At 69.4% G+C, this 15930-nt stretch carries 19 protein-coding genes; 6 read left to right on the forward strand and 13 right to left on the reverse strand.

Annotation, left to right across the window (positions count from 1 at the left end):
* Positions 1-3 precede the first annotated feature (3 nt).
* Positions 4-393: a hypothetical protein gene (locus tag QH948_RS07910; RefSeq protein ID WP_281143913.1), complete on the reverse strand. Its 390-nt coding sequence runs from the start codon at positions 391-393 to the stop codon at positions 4-6.
* 183 nt (positions 394-576) lie between these two features.
* On the opposite strand from QH948_RS07910, the gene QH948_RS07915 reads away from it, so the two are divergent.
* Positions 577-828 (forward strand): WhiB family transcriptional regulator, encoded by a 252-nt coding sequence (locus QH948_RS07915; RefSeq protein ID WP_281143914.1) that lies wholly within the window; start codon positions 577-579, stop codon positions 826-828.
* A 6-nt stretch (positions 829-834) separates the two neighbouring features.
* On the opposite strand, the gene QH948_RS07920 is transcribed toward QH948_RS07915, so the two are convergent.
* Positions 835-2277 carry a sensor histidine kinase gene (locus QH948_RS07920; protein ID WP_281143915.1) on the reverse strand — a complete coding sequence of 481 codons (1443 nt, stop codon included), beginning with the start codon at positions 2275-2277 and terminating at the stop codon, positions 835-837.
* A 101-nt stretch (positions 2278-2378) separates the two neighbouring features.
* Here QH948_RS07920 and QH948_RS14230 point away from each other — a divergent pair, with 101 nt between their 5' ends.
* Positions 2379-2453, forward strand: coding sequence for a 50S ribosomal protein bL37 (locus tag QH948_RS14230; protein WP_425443342.1), 75 nt, complete (start codon positions 2379-2381; stop codon positions 2451-2453).
* A 69-nt stretch (positions 2454-2522) separates the two neighbouring features.
* On the opposite strand, the gene QH948_RS07925 is transcribed toward QH948_RS14230, so the two are convergent.
* From QH948_RS07925 to QH948_RS07945, 5 genes are all read right to left on the reverse strand, one after another.
* A complete protein-coding gene (locus QH948_RS07925; RefSeq protein ID WP_281143916.1) occupies positions 2523-3428 on the reverse strand; it encodes a nucleotidyl transferase AbiEii/AbiGii toxin family protein in 906 nt (301 codons plus the stop codon).
* A complete protein-coding gene (locus QH948_RS07930; protein ID WP_281143917.1) occupies positions 3425-4003 on the reverse strand; it encodes a type IV toxin-antitoxin system AbiEi family antitoxin domain-containing protein in 579 nt (192 codons plus the stop codon). The genes QH948_RS07925 and QH948_RS07930 overlap by 4 nt, the downstream gene beginning before the upstream one ends.
* Before the next feature lie 115 nt (positions 4004-4118).
* The gene (locus QH948_RS07935; RefSeq protein ID WP_281143918.1) at positions 4119-4382 is read right to left on the reverse strand and encodes a zf-HC2 domain-containing protein; all 264 of its coding nucleotides are present in this window, start codon (positions 4380-4382) and stop codon (positions 4119-4121) included.
* Positions 4382-4996 carry a sigma-70 family RNA polymerase sigma factor gene (locus tag QH948_RS07940; RefSeq protein ID WP_281146167.1) on the reverse strand — a complete coding sequence of 205 codons (615 nt, stop codon included), beginning with the start codon at positions 4994-4996 and terminating at the stop codon, positions 4382-4384. The genes QH948_RS07935 and QH948_RS07940 overlap by 1 nt, the downstream gene beginning before the upstream one ends.
* Before the next feature lie 117 nt (positions 4997-5113).
* The gene (locus tag QH948_RS07945; RefSeq protein ID WP_281143919.1) at positions 5114-5776 is read right to left on the reverse strand and encodes an SOS response-associated peptidase; all 663 of its coding nucleotides are present in this window, start codon (positions 5774-5776) and stop codon (positions 5114-5116) included.
* Between the two features lie 73 nt (positions 5777-5849).
* On the opposite strand from QH948_RS07945, the gene QH948_RS07950 reads away from it, so the two are divergent.
* From QH948_RS07950 to QH948_RS07965, 4 genes are all read left to right on the forward strand, one after another.
* A complete protein-coding gene (locus tag QH948_RS07950; protein WP_281143920.1) occupies positions 5850-6467 on the forward strand; it encodes a DoxX family membrane protein in 618 nt (205 codons plus the stop codon).
* A complete protein-coding gene (aroA, locus tag QH948_RS07955; protein ID WP_281143921.1) occupies positions 6464-7714 on the forward strand; it encodes a 3-phosphoshikimate 1-carboxyvinyltransferase in 1251 nt (416 codons plus the stop codon). The genes QH948_RS07950 and aroA overlap by 4 nt, the downstream gene beginning before the upstream one ends.
* Entirely contained in the window at positions 7711-8679 is a 969-nt protein-coding gene (gene rsgA / locus QH948_RS07960) for a ribosome small subunit-dependent GTPase A (RefSeq protein WP_281143922.1), read from the forward strand. The genes aroA and rsgA overlap by 4 nt, the downstream gene beginning before the upstream one ends.
* Positions 8680-8814: 135 nt before the next feature.
* Complete coding sequence (locus tag QH948_RS07965) at positions 8815-9609, forward strand: inositol monophosphatase family protein (protein ID WP_219083966.1); 795 nt, start codon at positions 8815-8817, stop codon at positions 9607-9609.
* A 63-nt stretch (positions 9610-9672) separates the two neighbouring features.
* Here QH948_RS07965 and serA read toward each other — a convergent pair whose 3' ends face one another.
* From serA to QH948_RS07995, 6 genes are all read right to left on the reverse strand, one after another.
* Positions 9673-10863, reverse strand: coding sequence for a phosphoglycerate dehydrogenase (serA, locus tag QH948_RS07970; RefSeq protein WP_281143923.1), 1191 nt, complete (start codon positions 10861-10863; stop codon positions 9673-9675).
* Positions 10864-10939: 76 nt separating this feature from the next.
* On the reverse strand, positions 10940-11713 hold the full coding sequence (locus QH948_RS07975; RefSeq protein WP_281143924.1) for an ABC transporter ATP-binding protein: 774 nt from the start codon (positions 11711-11713) through the stop codon (positions 10940-10942).
* Positions 11710-12540, reverse strand: coding sequence for an ABC transporter ATP-binding protein (locus QH948_RS07980; RefSeq protein WP_281143925.1), 831 nt, complete (start codon positions 12538-12540; stop codon positions 11710-11712). Before QH948_RS07980 ends, QH948_RS07975 begins: the two co-directional genes overlap by 4 nt.
* Positions 12537-13346 (reverse strand): ABC transporter permease, encoded by an 810-nt coding sequence (locus QH948_RS07985; RefSeq protein ID WP_281143926.1) that lies wholly within the window; start codon positions 13344-13346, stop codon positions 12537-12539. Before QH948_RS07985 ends, QH948_RS07980 begins: the two co-directional genes overlap by 4 nt.
* On the reverse strand, positions 13343-14308 hold the full coding sequence (locus tag QH948_RS07990) for an ABC transporter permease (RefSeq protein WP_281143927.1): 966 nt from the start codon (positions 14306-14308) through the stop codon (positions 13343-13345). The genes QH948_RS07985 and QH948_RS07990 overlap by 4 nt, the downstream gene beginning before the upstream one ends.
* A 7-nt stretch (positions 14309-14315) precedes the next feature.
* Positions 14316-15815, reverse strand: coding sequence for an ABC transporter substrate-binding protein (locus QH948_RS07995; protein WP_281143928.1), 1500 nt, complete (start codon positions 15813-15815; stop codon positions 14316-14318).
* Positions 15816-15930 lie beyond the last annotated feature (115 nt).

The raw sequence follows: 15930 nt of genomic DNA on the forward strand, positions 1-15930 counted from the left end.
GCCTCAGGCGTTCTGCCTGACCGCCTTGTCGAGCTCGCCCCTGGTCACTGACAGCACCGAGGTGACCAGGGTTGCGAGCGCGAAGGGCGCGAGCAACAGCGAACCGATCAGCTGCGCAGTGTCCCCCGCGGTCATGAAGCTGCCGAGGACGCACACATGCAGCAGCGAGCTCGCGACCACCAGGCCCAGAGCGAAGGTCCCTCCCCTTGACACCCGCCACGCGAGCAGCAGCTGCACGAGGCCGTAGCCGGTCAGCCAGAGCCCGAAGCCCAGTGCAAGCCAGTTCCGGCCGGCCGCCCACGACGCGATCCCGATGCCGATCATCACGAGCCCCGCGAGGACGGTGAGCGCCACGGCGGTGGCGGGAAGGGGACGGCGCAGCACGGGGGTCACCACGCCAGAGTGCCAAACGCATCCGAGTCCTTCAAGCCCCTTGGGGTGCGCTGGTACCGTTGGGTTCATTGACAAGAAAGCCCGCCGGGACCATTGCGCACCAGCCCCGCTAGGGGGTAGCCTGCTTTGGTTTGCGGCCGCTGGTCGTTTCATCCCCCGTACAGCTATCGAAGGAGAACACCTATGGATTGGCGCCACAAGGCCGCCTGCCTCACTGAGGATCCGGAGTTGTTCTTCCCTGTCGGCAACACTGGCCCCGCGCTCGCCCAGATCGAGGAGGCCAAGAAGATCTGCATGCGCTGTGTCGTGCGCGAGCAGTGCCTCGCGTGGGCACTGGAGGCCGGCCAGGACCATGGAGTATGGGGCGGCCTGAGCGAGGACGAGCGACGCGCCATCAAGCGCCGCGCCGCCCGCTCCCGCCTGCGCAACTCCTGACCCCGGCTACTTCTCCGGCACCCGCAGCTCGATCCGGGCGACCGTACCCGGCCCGTCCGTCCGGTTGGTGAGACTCAGCTTCCCGTCCAGGTCCTTGATGAGAGTCGAGATAATCGACAGCCCGAGCGAGCTCTGCCTGCCGAGCTTGAATCCCTCGGGGAGGCCGACCCCCTGATCGCGGATCTCGATCGACAGCCTGCTGCCGACGCGTTCCGGTACCACCTCGACGCGACCCGAGGCGCTGGCGTGGCCGTGCTCGATCGCGTTCTGGCACAGCTCGGTGATCACCATCGACAGGGACGTCGCCATCGCGGCCGGCACCACTCCGAAGGTGCCGATCCGCTCGGCCCGCACCGTCCCGGTCGAGGCCGCCAGGTCGCCGACCATCCGCAGGATCTTGTCGCACACCTCGTCAAAGGCAACCTCCTCGACCAGCGAGTAGCTCAGCGTCTCGTGCACCATCGCGATGGACCGCACCCGTCGCATGGCGTCGCGCAGGGCCTCCTTGCCCTCCTCGGACTCGAGCCTGCGTGATTGCATGCGCAGCAGCGCCGCAACCGTCTGCAGGTTGTTCTTCACCCTGTGGTGGATTTCACGGATGGTCGCGTCCTTGGTGACGAGCATCCGGTCGCGCCTGCGCAGATCCGTCGTGTCGCGACACAGCACGAGCATGCCCTCGCTGGTCCGGTCCCCCCACAGCGGCAGGAGCATGAACCGCATCGACGTGCCGCGCAGCCCGACGACGTCGAACTCGAGGCTCAGCCTGCCGTCGATCTCGGCCCCCACGGTCTGCCCGACCTGCTCGACGCCCTGCCGGAGCACGCGGATCAGGTCGCGGAACTTCTCGCCCTCGATGTCGCCGACCGCCCCGAGGCGGCGGAACCCGGTGACGGCGTTCGGGCTGGCGTACGAGACGGTCCCGTTCGGCTGGACCCGCACGACACCGTCGGCTGCGCGCGGGGCGAGCGCCTTGTCGGAGGGTGGCACCAGCGGGAACTCGCCGCGCATGAGCATCCGGGTGAGGATGTCCGCGATCTGCAGCGAGTTCTCCTCGAACGCGCCGTTGGCGCGCATGCCCATCTGGTTCGTGTGCCGCTCGACCACCGCGATGGGTCGCCCGTGCCGAAGCACCGGCACCGCCCACACGTCGACCGGGATGCCCGCGCTGAGCTGGTTGTCGCCGGTCTCGGCGATCTCGCCGGTCATGAACGCGACCGTCACCTGGTGCTCGACGTCGAACTCGATCCGCTCGCCGACGATGTCCTCCTCGAGCGCCGTCGGGCCGGTCACCGGGCGCACCTGGGCCACGCACTCGAACACCTCGCCGGCCTCGTCGAGGGCCTTCCACAGCACCAGGTCGGAGAAACTCAGGTCGGCCAGCAGACTCCACTGCGAGACGAAGCCGTCCAGCCACTCGTCGTCGGTCATCTGGTCCACGTCGCGCGCCATGGGGTCACTCTGCCAGATGGCGCGAGGTGCTCGCGCTTTCTCCCTCACGCGTGGATCTGGCACAATGTGGTGTCGCATAGTCATCCAGACGAGGAGTCACCATGGGTAAGACCGGTCGTAAGCGCCGCGCCCGTCGCAGGAACAAGGCGAACCACGGCAAGCGTCCCAACGCCTGAGCCGCGCGCCGTCCCCGACGGACTGTCAAGCCCCCGCTGGTAGCGGGGGCTTTGTCATGCCCCGAGACCTCAGCCGGGCGAGACCCAGATCCGTGACCGTGGGTCCCACGTCGCGTTCGTGGCCGAGTCGGTCAGAACCGGATCACAGAAGCGCACACACTCCAGCAGCAGGTCCGCGAACGACTCCGGCGTGGACTCACCGAGGCGCTGCTTTCGCCGCCAGACGGCCCACTTGGCCTGCGCGGCAGCAGGCATGCGTTCAGCAAGGGGGCCGAGGGACTCCAAGGTCACCTTGCGATAATCAGCGCACACCTCGATGGCACGCCTGAGCATGTCGGCCTCGATCGTGCGCGTCGCCGTGATCGAGTCGATGTCCACGAAGTCACGCCAGCGTGTGTTCTCGGGTCCCCTGTCAACCGCTGTCACGATCTTCTCCGCCAGGACCATGTGATCCGGGTAGCCACGCACCGTCAGCGTGCCGCCCAGAAGCCTCGGCAGGATCGCCTGCGTCGCCCCCGGCCAGATCGGATCCCCGAAGTTGACGTCGACGTGCAGAGGGATTCGCGCGGAGGCGAGGCTCGCGACCATGTGCACCCGCACTCCGGCGTAGGCAGCCTCCTGCCGGATCTCCTCCGCCCTCAGCGACCCGTCATCGAAGTCGAGTCCGACCTCGAGGCCCTCTGCGACGATCTCCCCCACCCGGCCCAACACGTCGCTCACGTCGCCGGGGATGCCCGACGCCGCGACGTCGATGTCCCGCGTGGGACGTCGTGCGGCGAATGCGGCCATGAGGACCCCGCCCTTCAGGACGAAGTGGTCTGCCTGGAGGGACGCGGCCATTCTCGCCAGGAAGCCCTCCAGCGCGTAGAGGGTGTAGTACTCGAACGGGTCTCGACCCTGCCGCTTCGCAAGATTGCGCAGATCGTTGAAGGCGCGGCCGGCAGGTGAGTCTCGCGGAGGCGCCGGCGGCGTCACAGCAGCGCCTCCAACGCCAGCCTGAGCCGCGGGAGTGCCTGTGGGAACGCCTCAGCGGTCCTGATCAGGCGCGACGGCGAGGAGCGGGGACGCCGCAGCCAACGGCGCAACGCCTCGTGGGCGACGTCGGCGCCTTCAAGATGCATCAGGCGGAACGAGTCCACGATGGTGCGCTCGGCAGAGTAGACCGCCACCTCCGTGCCCCCACCCGCATCGATGAACTCGCGGCCCACTGCGAAGGTCGACGCCTCGAAGCTGTGCCAGGACACCTGCTCGAAGCCCGCCGGGTGGCGGGTCCCCCGTGGCAACGCCACGTCCACCGCAAAGGGGATGGCATCACTTAGCCCGTGATGGACCAGCGCGCTGGTCAGACACATCGTCGATGCGGGCCGCGCCGCCGCCGCAGCCGCCAGAGCGGCATGGGCGGGATCGATCAGGTCGACCCGTACGAACACTCCCCGCCCCAGGCGGTCCAGCTGGCCCCGCGCCACAAGGTCATAGACCTGGTCCTTGCGCACACCGATGGCCCGTGCGTCACGAAGGGTGAAGGCCGCACCAAGCTCAGTCACCGTCACTCCTGCTCCTAACTGTGTACAGACACAGCCTACCTGTACACAGTTAGCAGTTGAGCGGAACGGTGATGACACAACTGAGCCCCCGCATGACTGCGGGGGCCTGGGCGAGGTGGGTTCAGAAACGACGGGTGATGCGCATCGTCGAGACCCGGGCCAGCAGCGTGTCGGGAGCCTTCTCCTCGGGCTGGCTGCGCTGGATCATCTCGGTGATGGTTGACTCGATCTCGTAGTTCTCCATACATCGCTCACAGGCGTGCAGGTGTACGCGAATCACGTCCGCGTCGGCCTCCACCAGCTCGCTGTGCAGGAACGCGTGGACCCGGGCGAGCGCGGCGACGCACTCGTCCATCTCGTCGTGGTCGTGGGACGGCGCGGACATCACCGGCCTCCCTTCCGGGTGCCGATGCCCTGTTCGCGGGCGTAGTCAGCCAGCATGTCGCGCAGCTGGGAGCGGCCGCGGTTCAGGCGGCTCATGACGGTGCCGATGGGGGTTCCCATGATCTCGGCGATCTCCTTGTACGAAAAACCCTCGACGTCGCTCAGCAGGACGGCCATCCGGAAGTTTTCCGGAAGCCGCGCGACGGCCTCCGCTACGGCAGCGTCAGGCGTCTGGTCGAGGGCCTCCATCTCGGCGCTGCGCAGGCCCGTGGCGTCGTGGGACGCGGCGCGCGCGAGTTGCCAGTCGGTGACCTCCTCGTCACCGCTCGACTGCGGGGCCCGCTGGGCCTTGCGGTAGGCGTTGATGTAGGTGTTGGTGAGGATGCGGTACAGCCAGGCCTTGAGGTTCGTCCCCATGGTGAAGGTGTGCCTCGAGGTGAAGGCCTTCGCGTAGGTGTCCTGCACCAGGTCCTCCGCGTCCGCGGGGTTGCGCGTCATGCGCAGCGCGGCGGCGTACAGCTTGTCGAGATAGCTCAGCGCCTCCTCCTCGAACGCCGCGGCCTGCGCGTCGTCGAGTTGCGCGTCCAGCGACGCCGAAGTCTCCTGCTCGTCCATCGAGATGAACTCTAGCGCTTCGGACACAATCGACCCTGCGTCGACCAGGACGCCGGGGATCAACTGGGTGGCTCGCATGCCAGGTGCAACAGGACCGCCTCGCGGGTTATTCCCGCGTCACGCCACCTCTGCGATGAGCTCCGGACCGTCCGTTCCCACGCGGTTGACGGCCCTCGACACCTTGCGGTGGGACAGGTCGACCGGCGGCGTCAACAGCGCGACGGCGGCCGCCGCGTCCGTCAGGCCCGGATCGAGCCAGTCGTCCCAGCTGTCCGCCGGCACGGTCATCGGCATGCGGTCGTGCACCCAGCCGACGGCGTCGGTCGCCTCGGTCGTGATGACGGTCGCCGACGCGAGCCACCCGTCGGGGCCCTTCCAGAACTCGTAGAGGCCCGCCATGACGAGGGGCCCGACGGGCGGGGCGAAGAACCAGGGCTGCTTGACCGGTTTCCCTCCGCCGGCTGGCTGTTCCTCTCGCCACTCGTAGTAGCCCAGCGCCGGCAGCAGGCAGCGTCGCGCGCTCGCCGCCTTGCGGAACGACGGCTTCGACGTGACGGTCTCCACACGGGCGTTGATCATCGTCGCGGTGGGTGCCTTGGCCCAGCCCGGGACGAGCCCCCAGCGGACGGGGACGAGCTTGCGGGTGACCTCGCCGTCGCTGGCCCGCTCGACGATCGCGGGGATCTGGTCGGTCGGCGCGATGTTGTATCTGGGCCCGCATACCGCGGGCACGCCGTCGTCGATGAAGTCGATGTCGAACTCCTCGACGATCTCTTCCACCGAGGCCGACGCTGCGTACCGCCCACACATGTTTCCACCCTAGTGCAGCGCCCTTCACTAGTAGTGTGGCCACATGAGCCTGTTGCGATTCGTTGCCCGGAGCCTGTTCGCAGGCCAGTTCATCGCCGACGGCGTCAGGGCCGTCGCGCACCCCGCGGAGATCGCGCCCGACGCGGAGCGACTCACCAGCACGATCGCGCCGCTGGTGCAGCGCGTCGTGCCTGCCCACCTGGCCTCCAGCGTGCCCGAGAACACCGAGACCTGGGTGCGCATGATCGGCGCGGCACAGATCGTCGGAGGCGCCATGTTCGCCACCGGGCTGGGTCGTCGGCTCGGCGCCGGGCTCCTGACGGCGACGAGCGCTGCCCACCTCGTCGCGGCATGGCCGGAGCGGAACGCCCCCGCGGCCGCGAAGGAGTCCGCACGCGGCGACGTGCTCCGCGGGGCCGCCCTGTTGGGTGCGACCGCGCTCGCGGCCATGGACACCCAGGGCAGGCCGAGCCTGTCCTACCGGGCGGACCAGGCCGCGAAGGCGACTGGGCGGAGGGCGTCCGACGTGAGCGACGACGTCTCCAAGGCCGCGAAGTCCCTCTCGGCCAAGGCCGAGAAGAAGACCAAGAAGGTGGCCAGGCAGGCCAGGCGTGAGGCGAAGAAGCTCGGGAAGAAGCTCGATGCGGTGACCTCCCGATGACCACGGCGCTGCCGTTCGCGGCGGCACCCGTGACCGGGGGGCTTGTCGTCCCCGGGTCGAAGTCCGAGACCAACCGTGCCCTGCTGCTGGCGGCGCTGGGCGACGGCCCGTCGAGAGTTACGGGCGCCCTCGACTCGAGGGACTCCCGCCTGATGATCGACGCCCTGCGCGCACTGGGCGTCTCGGTGGTCCCCGACGGGCCGGCGCTGGTGGTCACTCCACCGCCGCAGTTCACCGGCGCTGACCGAATCGACTGCGGCCTGGCCGGCACGGTGATGCGCTTCGTGCCACCGCTCGCCGCCCTGGCGGACGGCGCTTCGACCTTCGTCGGCGATCCGCACGCGAGCGAGCGGCCGATGGGTCCCCTCCTAGACGGGCTGCGGCAGCTGGGCGCTGCTGTGGACGGAGACTCGCTCCCGTTCCGCGTGGACCCGCCCGAGACGCTGGGCAACCGGGCGGAGATCGACGCGTCGGGTTCCAGCCAGTTCGTCTCCGGGCTGCTGCTGATCGCGCCGCGCCTGCCGCGCGGCCTCACGCTCCGGCACACCGGCGAGCGGCTTCCGTCGCTGCCGCACATCGCGATGACGGTGGCGATGCTGCGGGCCCGCGGCGCCACCGTCGAGACGCCCGACGAGCGGACCTGGGTCGTCGCGCCGGGCGGGCTCAGGGCCTTGGACAGCACCGTCGAACCCGACCTCACCAACGCGTCGGTGTTCCTCGCAGCCGCCGCGGTGACGGGGGGCCGGGTCACAGTGCCCGGCTGGCCGGCGCAGAGCCTGCAGCCCGGCGCGCTGTTCCTCGACGTCATCTCCGCCATGGGCGCCACGGTGGAGCGCCACGCGGGCGAGGTGGCGGTCGTCGGCTCCACGCCACTGCACGGCATCGACGTCGACCTCACTGCCGCCTCCGAGCTGACCCCGGTTGTCGCGGCGCTCGGCGCGCTCGCGTCGGGCCGGACGACCATCCGGGGCGTCGCGCACATCCGCGGTCACGAGACGGACCGGCTCGCCGCGCTGACCCGAGAGCTCCGTCGCGCAGGCATCGACGCCGAGGAGACCCCCGACGGGCTCACGATCCTGGGCGGGACGCCGCGGGCGGCGGCCTTCGAGGCGTACGCGGACCACCGCATGGTGCACTTCGCCGCACTGCTCGCGCTCGTCGCCGAAGGCTCGACCATCGACGACATGGCGTGCGTCGGCAAGACGATGCCGCACTTCCCCGTCGACTGGGCGGGGCTGGTCTCGTGAGCATCCGCACCGACGACCACGAGGGCTTCGACCGGCCGAAGCGCCGCAGCCGGCCACGCACGAAGGACCGCCCCGACTACTCGAATCTGCCCGTCGCACGGGTGGTCTCCATCGACCGCGGCCGCTACCGCTGCCTGATCGGCGACCGCCATGTCACAGCGGTGCGCGGGCGCCTGATCGACCGCAAGGGGATCATCGTCGGCGACATGGTCCGTCTCGACGGCGACGTCAGCGGAGCCGAGGGCACGCTGTCCCGTGCCGTCGAGGTCCTGCCCCGATCCACCATGCTGCGGCGCAGCGCGGACGACGCGGACACTTTCGAGCGGCCGATCGTCGCCAACGCGGACCAGCTGTTCATCGTCACGGCGCTGGCCGACCCGCAGCCCCGCGTCGGCATGATCGACCGGATCCTCGTGGCCGCCTACGACGCCCGCATCGACCCCGTCCTGTGCCTCACCAAGGCGGATCTGGCCAGCCCCGACGAGTTGCAGGAGGCCTACGGCCCACTGGGCGTGCCGATCCTCGTGACCGAGCCCGGCTCGGACCTGACCGCCGTCGCTGAGGCCCTTGCCGACCGGGTGACCGTGTTCGTCGGCCACTCCGGGGTCGGCAAGTCGACACTGGTAAACCGGCTGGTCCCCCACGCGCACCGCGCCACCGCGGCCGTCAGCGAACTGACGGGCAAGGGGCGCCACACGTCGACGTCGGCGCTCGCCATGGAGCTTCCGGGCGGAGGGTGGATCATCGACACGCCCGGGGTGCGGTCCTTCGGGATCAGCCACGTCAGCCCGGACTCGGTCGTCGGCGCCTTCCCCGACCTGGCAGAGCTGGCCGAGGACTGCCCGCGCGGCTGCCGCCACGATTCGACGGCCATCGACTGCGCCTTCGACGACGCCGTCGCCGAGGGCCGTCTCTCCCCCGAACGGCTGGCGTCGTTCCGTCGCATGGAGCGCGCGTTCGCCTGACCCCGTCGCGATGAGCACATCCTCCTGCTCGTCGCCAGAAACCGCCGATGTGAACGCTCACCTGACGACGACAAGTGTGTCGTGCTCATCGCGGCCCGGCTGACGCGGCACTGCGGGGGCCGGTAGGTTTGTCACATGGCTCAATCAAAGGACCTCACCGACGACGTGCGGCTGGCGCACCTCATGGCCGACGACGCCGACTCGCTCTCGATGAGTCGGTTCAAGGCCCTCGATCTGAGGGTGAAGTCCAAGCCCGACAACACGCCGGTGACCGAGGCCGACACCGCCGTCGAGGAGGCCGTCCGACGGACCCTGGCGCGTACCCGCCCGCGGGACGCGGTGCACGGCGAGGAGTACAGCGACACCGGCGATTCGGTCAGGCGTTGGATCGTCGACCCGATCGACGGCACGAAGAACTACGTCCGGGGTGTGCCGGTCTGGGCGACGCTGATCGCGCTGGAGGTCGAGGGCAGGGTGGTGGCGTCCGTCGTCTCCGCCCCGGCGCTCGGACGCCGTTGGTGGGCATCGGAGGGCGGCGGCGCCTACACGGGCCGCTCGATCCTCAACGCCACGGAGATCCGCGTCAGCCAAGTCTCCGAGGTCGCCGACGCGTCGCTGTCGTACTCCGAGATCCCCGAGTGGGTCACGTCGGGCCGCGGCCAGGGCTTCATCAACCTGATGCACGACGCGTGGCGCTCCCGGGCCTACGGCGACTTCTGGAGCTACATGCTCGTCGCGGAGGGCAGCGTCGACATCGCCAGCGAGCCCGACCTCGAACTGCACGACATGGCAGCGCTGGACATCATCGTGCGGGAGGCAGGCGGCCGCTTCACCAATCTCGACGGCGTCGACGGCGTCGGCGGCCCCGGGGCACTCGCCACGAACGGCCTGCTGCACGATCGCGTGCTGGAGTACCTCGCGCGCGCCTGAGCGACCACGCGAAACGGCCGGCCGCCCATTCGTGGGCGGCCGGCCGTTATGCGCGGTGTGACGTCAGAGGACGCGGACGCGGATGGTCTCCGGCAGCTGCTCCAGTCGGTGAAGCAGGCCGTCGATGTTGTCCCCGTGGACATCGGTGACCGCGTAGCCGACCTGGCCCTTGGTCGACAGCGTCTGCGAGCCGATGTTCATGTTGTACTCGGCCAGCACCGAGTTGAGGCGGGCCAGCACGCCGGGCACGTTGTGGTGCAGGTGCACGACGCGGGCGGCGGGCTTGAGGCCGGCTGTGACGTCGGGCAGGTTGACGGCCATCGAGGTCGAACCGAGGTCCTCGTAGTCGGCCAGCTTGCCGGCCACGTAACGGCCGATGTCGACCTGGGCCTCCTGCGTCGAACCGCCGATGTGGGGCGTCAGGATGACGTTGGGCAGGTTTTGCAGGCGCGAGATGAAGGGTTCGTCCTTCGTCTTGGGTTCAGACGGGTACACGTCCAGGGCGGCGCCCGCCACCTTGCCGCTGACGAGGTTGTCGTGGAGCGCGTCGAGGTCGACCACGGGCCCGCGGCACAGGTTGAGGAACAGCGCACGGGGGCGCATCTGCGCGAACTGCTCCGCGCCGAACATGCCCTTGTTCTCGGCCCGGCCGTCGACGTGCAGCGAGATGGTCTCGGCGACGCCGAGCAGCTCCTCGAGCGAGTCGACGCGTTGCGCGTTGCCGAGCGCGAGGCGGTCGGCAACGTCGTAGAAGTAGACGCGCATGCCGAGCGACTCTGCCACCACAGACAGCTGCGAGCCGATGTTGCCGTATCCGACGATGCCCAGCGTGCGGCCGCGGACCTCGTGCGAGCCGGCCGCCGACTTGTTCCAGACGCCGGCGTGCATGTCACGGTTCCGGTCGGTCAGGTGGCGTGCCATGGCGATGATCTCGCAGATCGCGAGCTCGACGACAGAGCGGGTGTTGGAGTACGGGGCGTTGAAGACCGCGACGCCCTTCTCGGTGGCGGCGTCGAGGTCGATCTGGTTCGTCCCGATGCAGAAGGCACCCACCCCCTTGAGGCCGGGCGCATTGTCGAGCACCCGACGCGTCACGAAGCTGCGCGATCGGATGCCGAGGTAGTCCACGCCCTGCAACGCGGAGATCAGCTCGTCCTCGTTCATCGCCCCTGGGTGGGTGACCACCTCGAAACCGCGGGCGGTGAGGGTCTTGACGGCGTCGGAGTGGATGTTCTCGAGTAGCAGTGCCTTCACAGCCTGGCAGTCTACTCGGCGGAGGTGGGAACCCTCAGCGCTGCCCACCGCGCCCGCGGCCGACGACGTCGGGTTGTCACAGGGACAGGGACGCGTCGATCAGATCGCGCGTGTAGGGATGACGAGGGTCGTCGAGCACGGCCTGCACGCCCCCCTGCTCCACGACGACGCCGTCCTGCACGACGATCAGCCGCTGACACTGGTGCCGCACGACGGCCAGGTCATGGCTGACCAGGATCAGCGCGAGCGACCGTTCACGCACCTGGGTGGTGAGCAGGTTCAGCACCTGGGCCCGGACCGAGACATCCAGCGCGGAGACGGGCTCGTCGGCAACCAGCATCAGCGGGTCGGAGATCAGCGCCCGCGCGATGGCGGCGCGCTGCCGTTGCCCGCCGGACAGCTGATGCGGGAATCGCTCCAGCATGGCGACGTCGAGCCCCACCCCGCGCACGGCCGCCTCGAGGTTCTCCCTCGTCGGCTCGGGGACGTCCCCGCGGCCGCGCAGCACTGGCGAGCGCAGCGGCTCGCCGATGATGTCGGCAAGCCTCATGCGCGGGTTCAGCGACGAGTTCGGGTCCTGGAACACCATGGAGGCCGAGGCCCTCAACCACCCACGGTCGCGCTCCTTCAGGCCGACGATGGAGCGGCCCTGGAACAACACGTCTCCCCCGCCCGGGTGCTGCAGGCCGAGGATCAGCCGGGCCAGAGTGGTCTTTCCCGACCCCGACCCGCCCACGATCCCCAACCGCTCCCCGGGTTCCACCACGAGATCGGTGGGTCGCAGCGCGACGAACGGCCGCCCGCCTCGGTGGAAGGTCACGCTCGCACCGCGGAGCTCGACGAGGCTCATGCCTGCTCCTCGGGCCGGTAGTAGTCGGCGACGCTCGGCAACCGGTCCCCCGGCGCGACGCGGTCGATGCGGGCCGACGCGATCAGGCCCCGCGTGTACGGGTGCTGCGGGTCCTCGATGAGGGCCTCGATGTCGCCGGTCTCCACGATCCGGCCGTCGAGCATGACGGCGACGCGGGGACACACCTCGCGCACGACGGCGAGGTCGTGGGACACGAAGATCGACGCCCGGTCCGCCAGCTCGTCGCGCAGCAGCGCGAGGATCTGCCTCTGCACCAGCACGTCCAGCGCGGTGGTGGGCTCGTCGCAGATCACGAGGCCCGGCCGGTTGGCCAGCGCCATCGCGATCAGGGCCCGCTGTCGTTGGCCGCCGGACAGCTCGTGCGGGTAGGAGTCGGCGATGCGCTCGGGCTGTCGGATGCCGACGCGGCCCAGCCACTCGATTACCTCGCCGCGGATCGAGCCGTGGTGCTCCCCGTGGTGAAGCGCGACGACCTCGCCGATCTGCCGGCCGACCCGCATGGTGGGGTCCAGTGCGGTCATCGGCTCCTGGAAGACCATGGACAGCTCGTTGCCGCGCAGGTGCCTCAGCTCGCGCTCCGGCATGCCGATCAGCTCAGTCCCCTCGAGCCGGATCGACCCCGTGACGTGGGCGTGCTCGGGCAGCAGCCCCATGATCGCGAGCGCGGTCACCGACTTGCCGGAGCCGGACTGGCCGATGATGCCGAGGCGCTCGGTGCGCTCCACGGAGAAGGACACGCCGTCGACGGCCACGATGTTGCGGCGGCCGAACGAGATGGTGAGGTCATCGACCTCGAGGTAGCTCATGCGACCTCCCGGAGCTTGGGGTCGAGCAGGTCGCGCAGCCCGTCGCCGAGCAGGTTGAAGCCGAGCGTGGCCACTGCGATCGCCAGGCCGGGCCAGAGCGCCAACTCGGGGGCGTTGAAGAGATAGTCCTGGGCCTCACGCAGCATGCGGCCCCAGGTGGGCTGGTCGGCGCCCGAGCCCAGGCCCAGGTAGCTCAGCCCGGCCTCCGCGAGGATCGCGATGCCGAAGCTCACGGACGCCTGCACACCGAGCACCGGCGCGATGTTGGGCAGCACGTGGCGCCACGCGATGCTGAGCGTCGGCGTGCCGGACAGCCTGGCGGCCTCGATGTAGGCCTGGCTCATCACCTGGAGGGTCGCGGCGCGGGCGATCCGCACGAAGGCCGGGATGGTGGCGACGCTGATGGCGAGCATCGCCGTCCACGTCGATCCGCCCACCGCGGCCGCGAACAGGATCGCGAGCAGCAGCGCAGGGAAGCCGTAGAGGATGTCCGCCAGCCGCGAGGGGATCTCGCTGACCCAGCCCCGTGTCATGCCGGCGAACACCCCGAGAGGCACGCCGATGACCGCTGCCCCGGTGACCGACAGCATGCCGACCAGCAGGCAGATCCGGGCGCCGCTCATGATCCTCGAGAGCACATCGGACCCGAAGCCGTCGGTGCCGAGCACGTGCGGCCAGCCCGGGGGAAGCAGGCGCTCGGTGCTCACGGCCGTCGGGTCGTACGGGGTCCAGATCAGGCCGGCAACGGCGAGCAGGATGACCAGCGAGATGCAGGTGATCCCTATGTAGAGCGAGGCGCGTCTCATGCCGGCGCCTCCGCGGTGCGCCGGAGCCGGGGATCGACGACCTGGTAGGCGACGTCGACCAGGAAGTTGATCAACAGCACGGCCCAGACGAGCAGTAGCACGACCGCCTGCACGACCGCGAGGTCCCGCTGGCCGACGGCCTGCAGAAGCAGGGACCCGAGCCCTGGCAGCACGAAGACCTGCTCGATGATGATCGCGCCCACCAGCAACGTGGCCAGCTGGAGGCCGATCACGGTCAGCAGCGAGATGGCGATGTTCCGCAGCCCGTGGCGCCACAGCGCGCCGGAGCGGGACCAGCCGACGGACCGCGCGGTGCGGAAGTAGTCCTCGCCGGTGACCTCGATGACCGAGCTGCGGACGTACCGGGAGATGACAGAGGCCTGGACGACCGCCAGCGACAGCACGGGCAGCACGAGGTGCACGGCCCACTGGCCGAGGGAGTCCCAGTAGGACACGTAGCCGCCGGACGGGAGCCACTGCAGCTTGACCGCGAAGATGATTACCAGCCAGATGCCGGCCCAGAACGCCGGGACCGCAAGACCGACCTGGCTGAGCGCCGAGACGACCGCCCCGTCGGCGTGCCGCCGTCGGACGGCCGCGTAGGCGCCCACGGGCACGGCCATGACGATCGCGAGGAGCATGCCGAAGGCGATCAGCCAGAACGACACCTCGAAGCGCGAGGCGATCAGCGGGGCCACGGCGCGGCCGGAGATATACGACGTGCCGAAGTCGAAGTGCAGGGCGCCGAGCAGCCATTCGGCGTAGCGGGCCAGGAAGGGGCGGTTGAGCCCGAGCTGCTCGCGCAGCGCGTCGGCCTCCCCCGCCGACGCGTTGGTACCCAGCACGATCTGGGCGATGTCGCCGGGCAGCGCGTTGGTGGCCGCGAAGATGAGCAGCGAGGCGAGCAGGAGCGACGCCACGAGCCACGCGAGGCGGACCGCCACGCGACGAAGCGTGGTCACGATCGGCTCAGTTCCTCGCAGCCAACGTGGTCAGGTCGAACGACATGGACACCTGGTTCGCCTGGATCCCGGAGATGTCGGTGGTGGCGATCACGATGTTGGGCAGCAGGAACAGCCAGTCGGCGGCGGCGTCGTCGGCGAGCACTCGGGCCGCCTCCTTCAGCTTGGTCGTCTGGTCCTCGACGGTGCCCTCGTCGGCCTGCCTCAGGAGTTCGTTGAACTGCTCGTTGTCGTAGTTCCAGTAGTTGCCCTCGGTGGCAAACGCGCGCATGTCGCGTGGCTCGACGTGGGCCACGATCGTCATGTCGTAGTCGTGCTTGGTGTAGACGAGGTCGAGCCAGCGGGCCCACTCGAGCTCCTCCAGCTTGACCGTGATGCCGACCTCGGCCAGCTGCGCGACGATGAAGCGACCAGAGGTCGGACCGTAGGGCAGCGTCGGGACGCTCAGCGTGATGCTGAGCCCGTCCTCGTAGCCCGCCTCCTTCAGCAGCGCCCTGGCAGCCTCCGGGTCGTAGGCGTAGGTATCGGACAGGTCCTCGAACCAGGGATCGGTCGGGGGCACCATCGAGCCGATCAGCTGCCCCTTCCCTCCCCACACCGAGTCCATCAGCGCCTGCCGGTCGATGGCGTGGTTGATGGCCTGGCGCACCTTGAGATCGCTCAGCGCCTTGTTCTCCTGGTTGAACCCGAGCACGACCTCGCCCTGGCTGCTGCCCTCGTAGACAGTGAAGCGCGACGCGTCTGAGAACTGGTCGACGGCGGTGGGCACCGGCAGGTTGGAGATGATGTCCAGCTGCGAACTGAGCATGGCGGTGGTCATGGCGTTGGAGTCGCTGTAGAAGCGGAAGAACACATCGTCGAAGCGCGCGGCGGTCCCCCAGTAGGCGTCGTTTGCCGTCAGCTCGACATGCGAACCCTGCTCCCAGGACGCGAACCTGTAGGGGCCGGAGCCTGCCGGCGTCGTCGCGAGGTCGGTCGCCGTCGGGTCGGAGATGATGCCTGCCGAGCCCGTCAGGTCGTAGAGCCAGCGGTTCGACGGCTTCCTCAGCGTCACCGTGACGGTGTGGGCGTCTGTGGCCTCGATCGTGTCTACGACGTCCCACTGGCTGCGGATCTGCTCGGTGGCCGCGTCGCTGCGCGCCCTTTCGAAGCTGGCGACCACGGCGTCGGCGTCGACGGGTGCGCCAGAGGCGAACTTCGCGTCGGGCTGAAGCGTGAAGGTGTACACGGTGCCGTCGGCTGAGTCCGTCCACTCGGAGGCCAGCAGCGGCCGGATGTTGCCGTCGGCGTCGAGCTTCACCAGCGTCTCATAGACGTTGTAGAGCAGCACGAAGGGGATCGCCGCGCCGGACGTGGTGATCATGTCCATCCCGACCGGCTCGGCGGTGGCGCCGATGTTCAGGACGCGCCCGGTCTCCTCCTGCGAGTCCGGCCTCGAGCAGGCTGCTGCGGTGATGGTCAGCATGAGCGCGACCACCAGGCCGACCAGTCGTCGGGTATGGCGCATGGTCTTCGGTTCCTTCCGCGGTGACTACGGCGAGCACAGTCTAGCCCTCGGCATCGTTGAGCTTCGACCATCGGGGGGCACGGCCGTCCGCGGGCGTGCGGACGAACTCGATGAA

Source organism: Tessaracoccus lacteus, assembly GCF_029917005.1.
GTDB lineage: Bacteria > Actinomycetota > Actinomycetes > Propionibacteriales > Propionibacteriaceae > Arachnia > Arachnia lactea.

Bases quoted from the DNA above. Each gene is read 5' to 3' on its own strand.
- QH948_RS07915 (WP_281143914.1), top strand. From the start codon at position 577: ATGGATTGGCGCCACAAGGCCGCCTGCCTCACTGAGGATCCGGAGTTG.
- QH948_RS07950 (WP_281143920.1), top strand. From the start codon at position 5,850: ATGAGCCTGTTGCGATTCGTTGCCCGGAGCCTGTTCGCAGGCCAGTTC.
- QH948_RS07935 (WP_281143918.1), bottom strand. From the start codon at position 4,382: ATGTCCGCGCCGTCCCACGACCACGACGAGATGGACGAGTGCGTCGCC.
- QH948_RS07980 (WP_281143925.1), bottom strand. From the start codon at position 12,540: ATGAGCTACCTCGAGGTCGATGACCTCACCATCTCGTTCGGCCGCCGC.
- QH948_RS07920 (WP_281143915.1), bottom strand. From the start codon at position 2,277: ATGGCGCGCGACGTGGACCAGATGACCGACGACGAGTGGCTGGACGGC.
- QH948_RS07985 (WP_281143926.1), bottom strand. From the start codon at position 13,346: ATGAGACGCGCCTCGCTCTACATAGGGATCACCTGCATCTCGCTGGTC.
- aroA (WP_281143921.1), top strand. From the start codon at position 6,464: ATGACCACGGCGCTGCCGTTCGCGGCGGCACCCGTGACCGGGGGGCTT.
- QH948_RS07965 (WP_219083966.1), top strand. From the start codon at position 8,815: ATGGCTCAATCAAAGGACCTCACCGACGACGTGCGGCTGGCGCACCTC.
- QH948_RS07940 (WP_281146167.1), bottom strand. From the start codon at position 4,996: ATGGACGAGCAGGAGACTTCGGCGTCGCTGGACGCGCAACTCGACGAC.
- QH948_RS07975 (WP_281143924.1), bottom strand. From the start codon at position 11,713: ATGAGCCTCGTCGAGCTCCGCGGTGCGAGCGTGACCTTCCACCGAGGC.
- QH948_RS07995 (WP_281143928.1), bottom strand. From the start codon at position 15,815: ATGCGCCATACCCGACGACTGGTCGGCCTGGTGGTCGCGCTCATGCTG.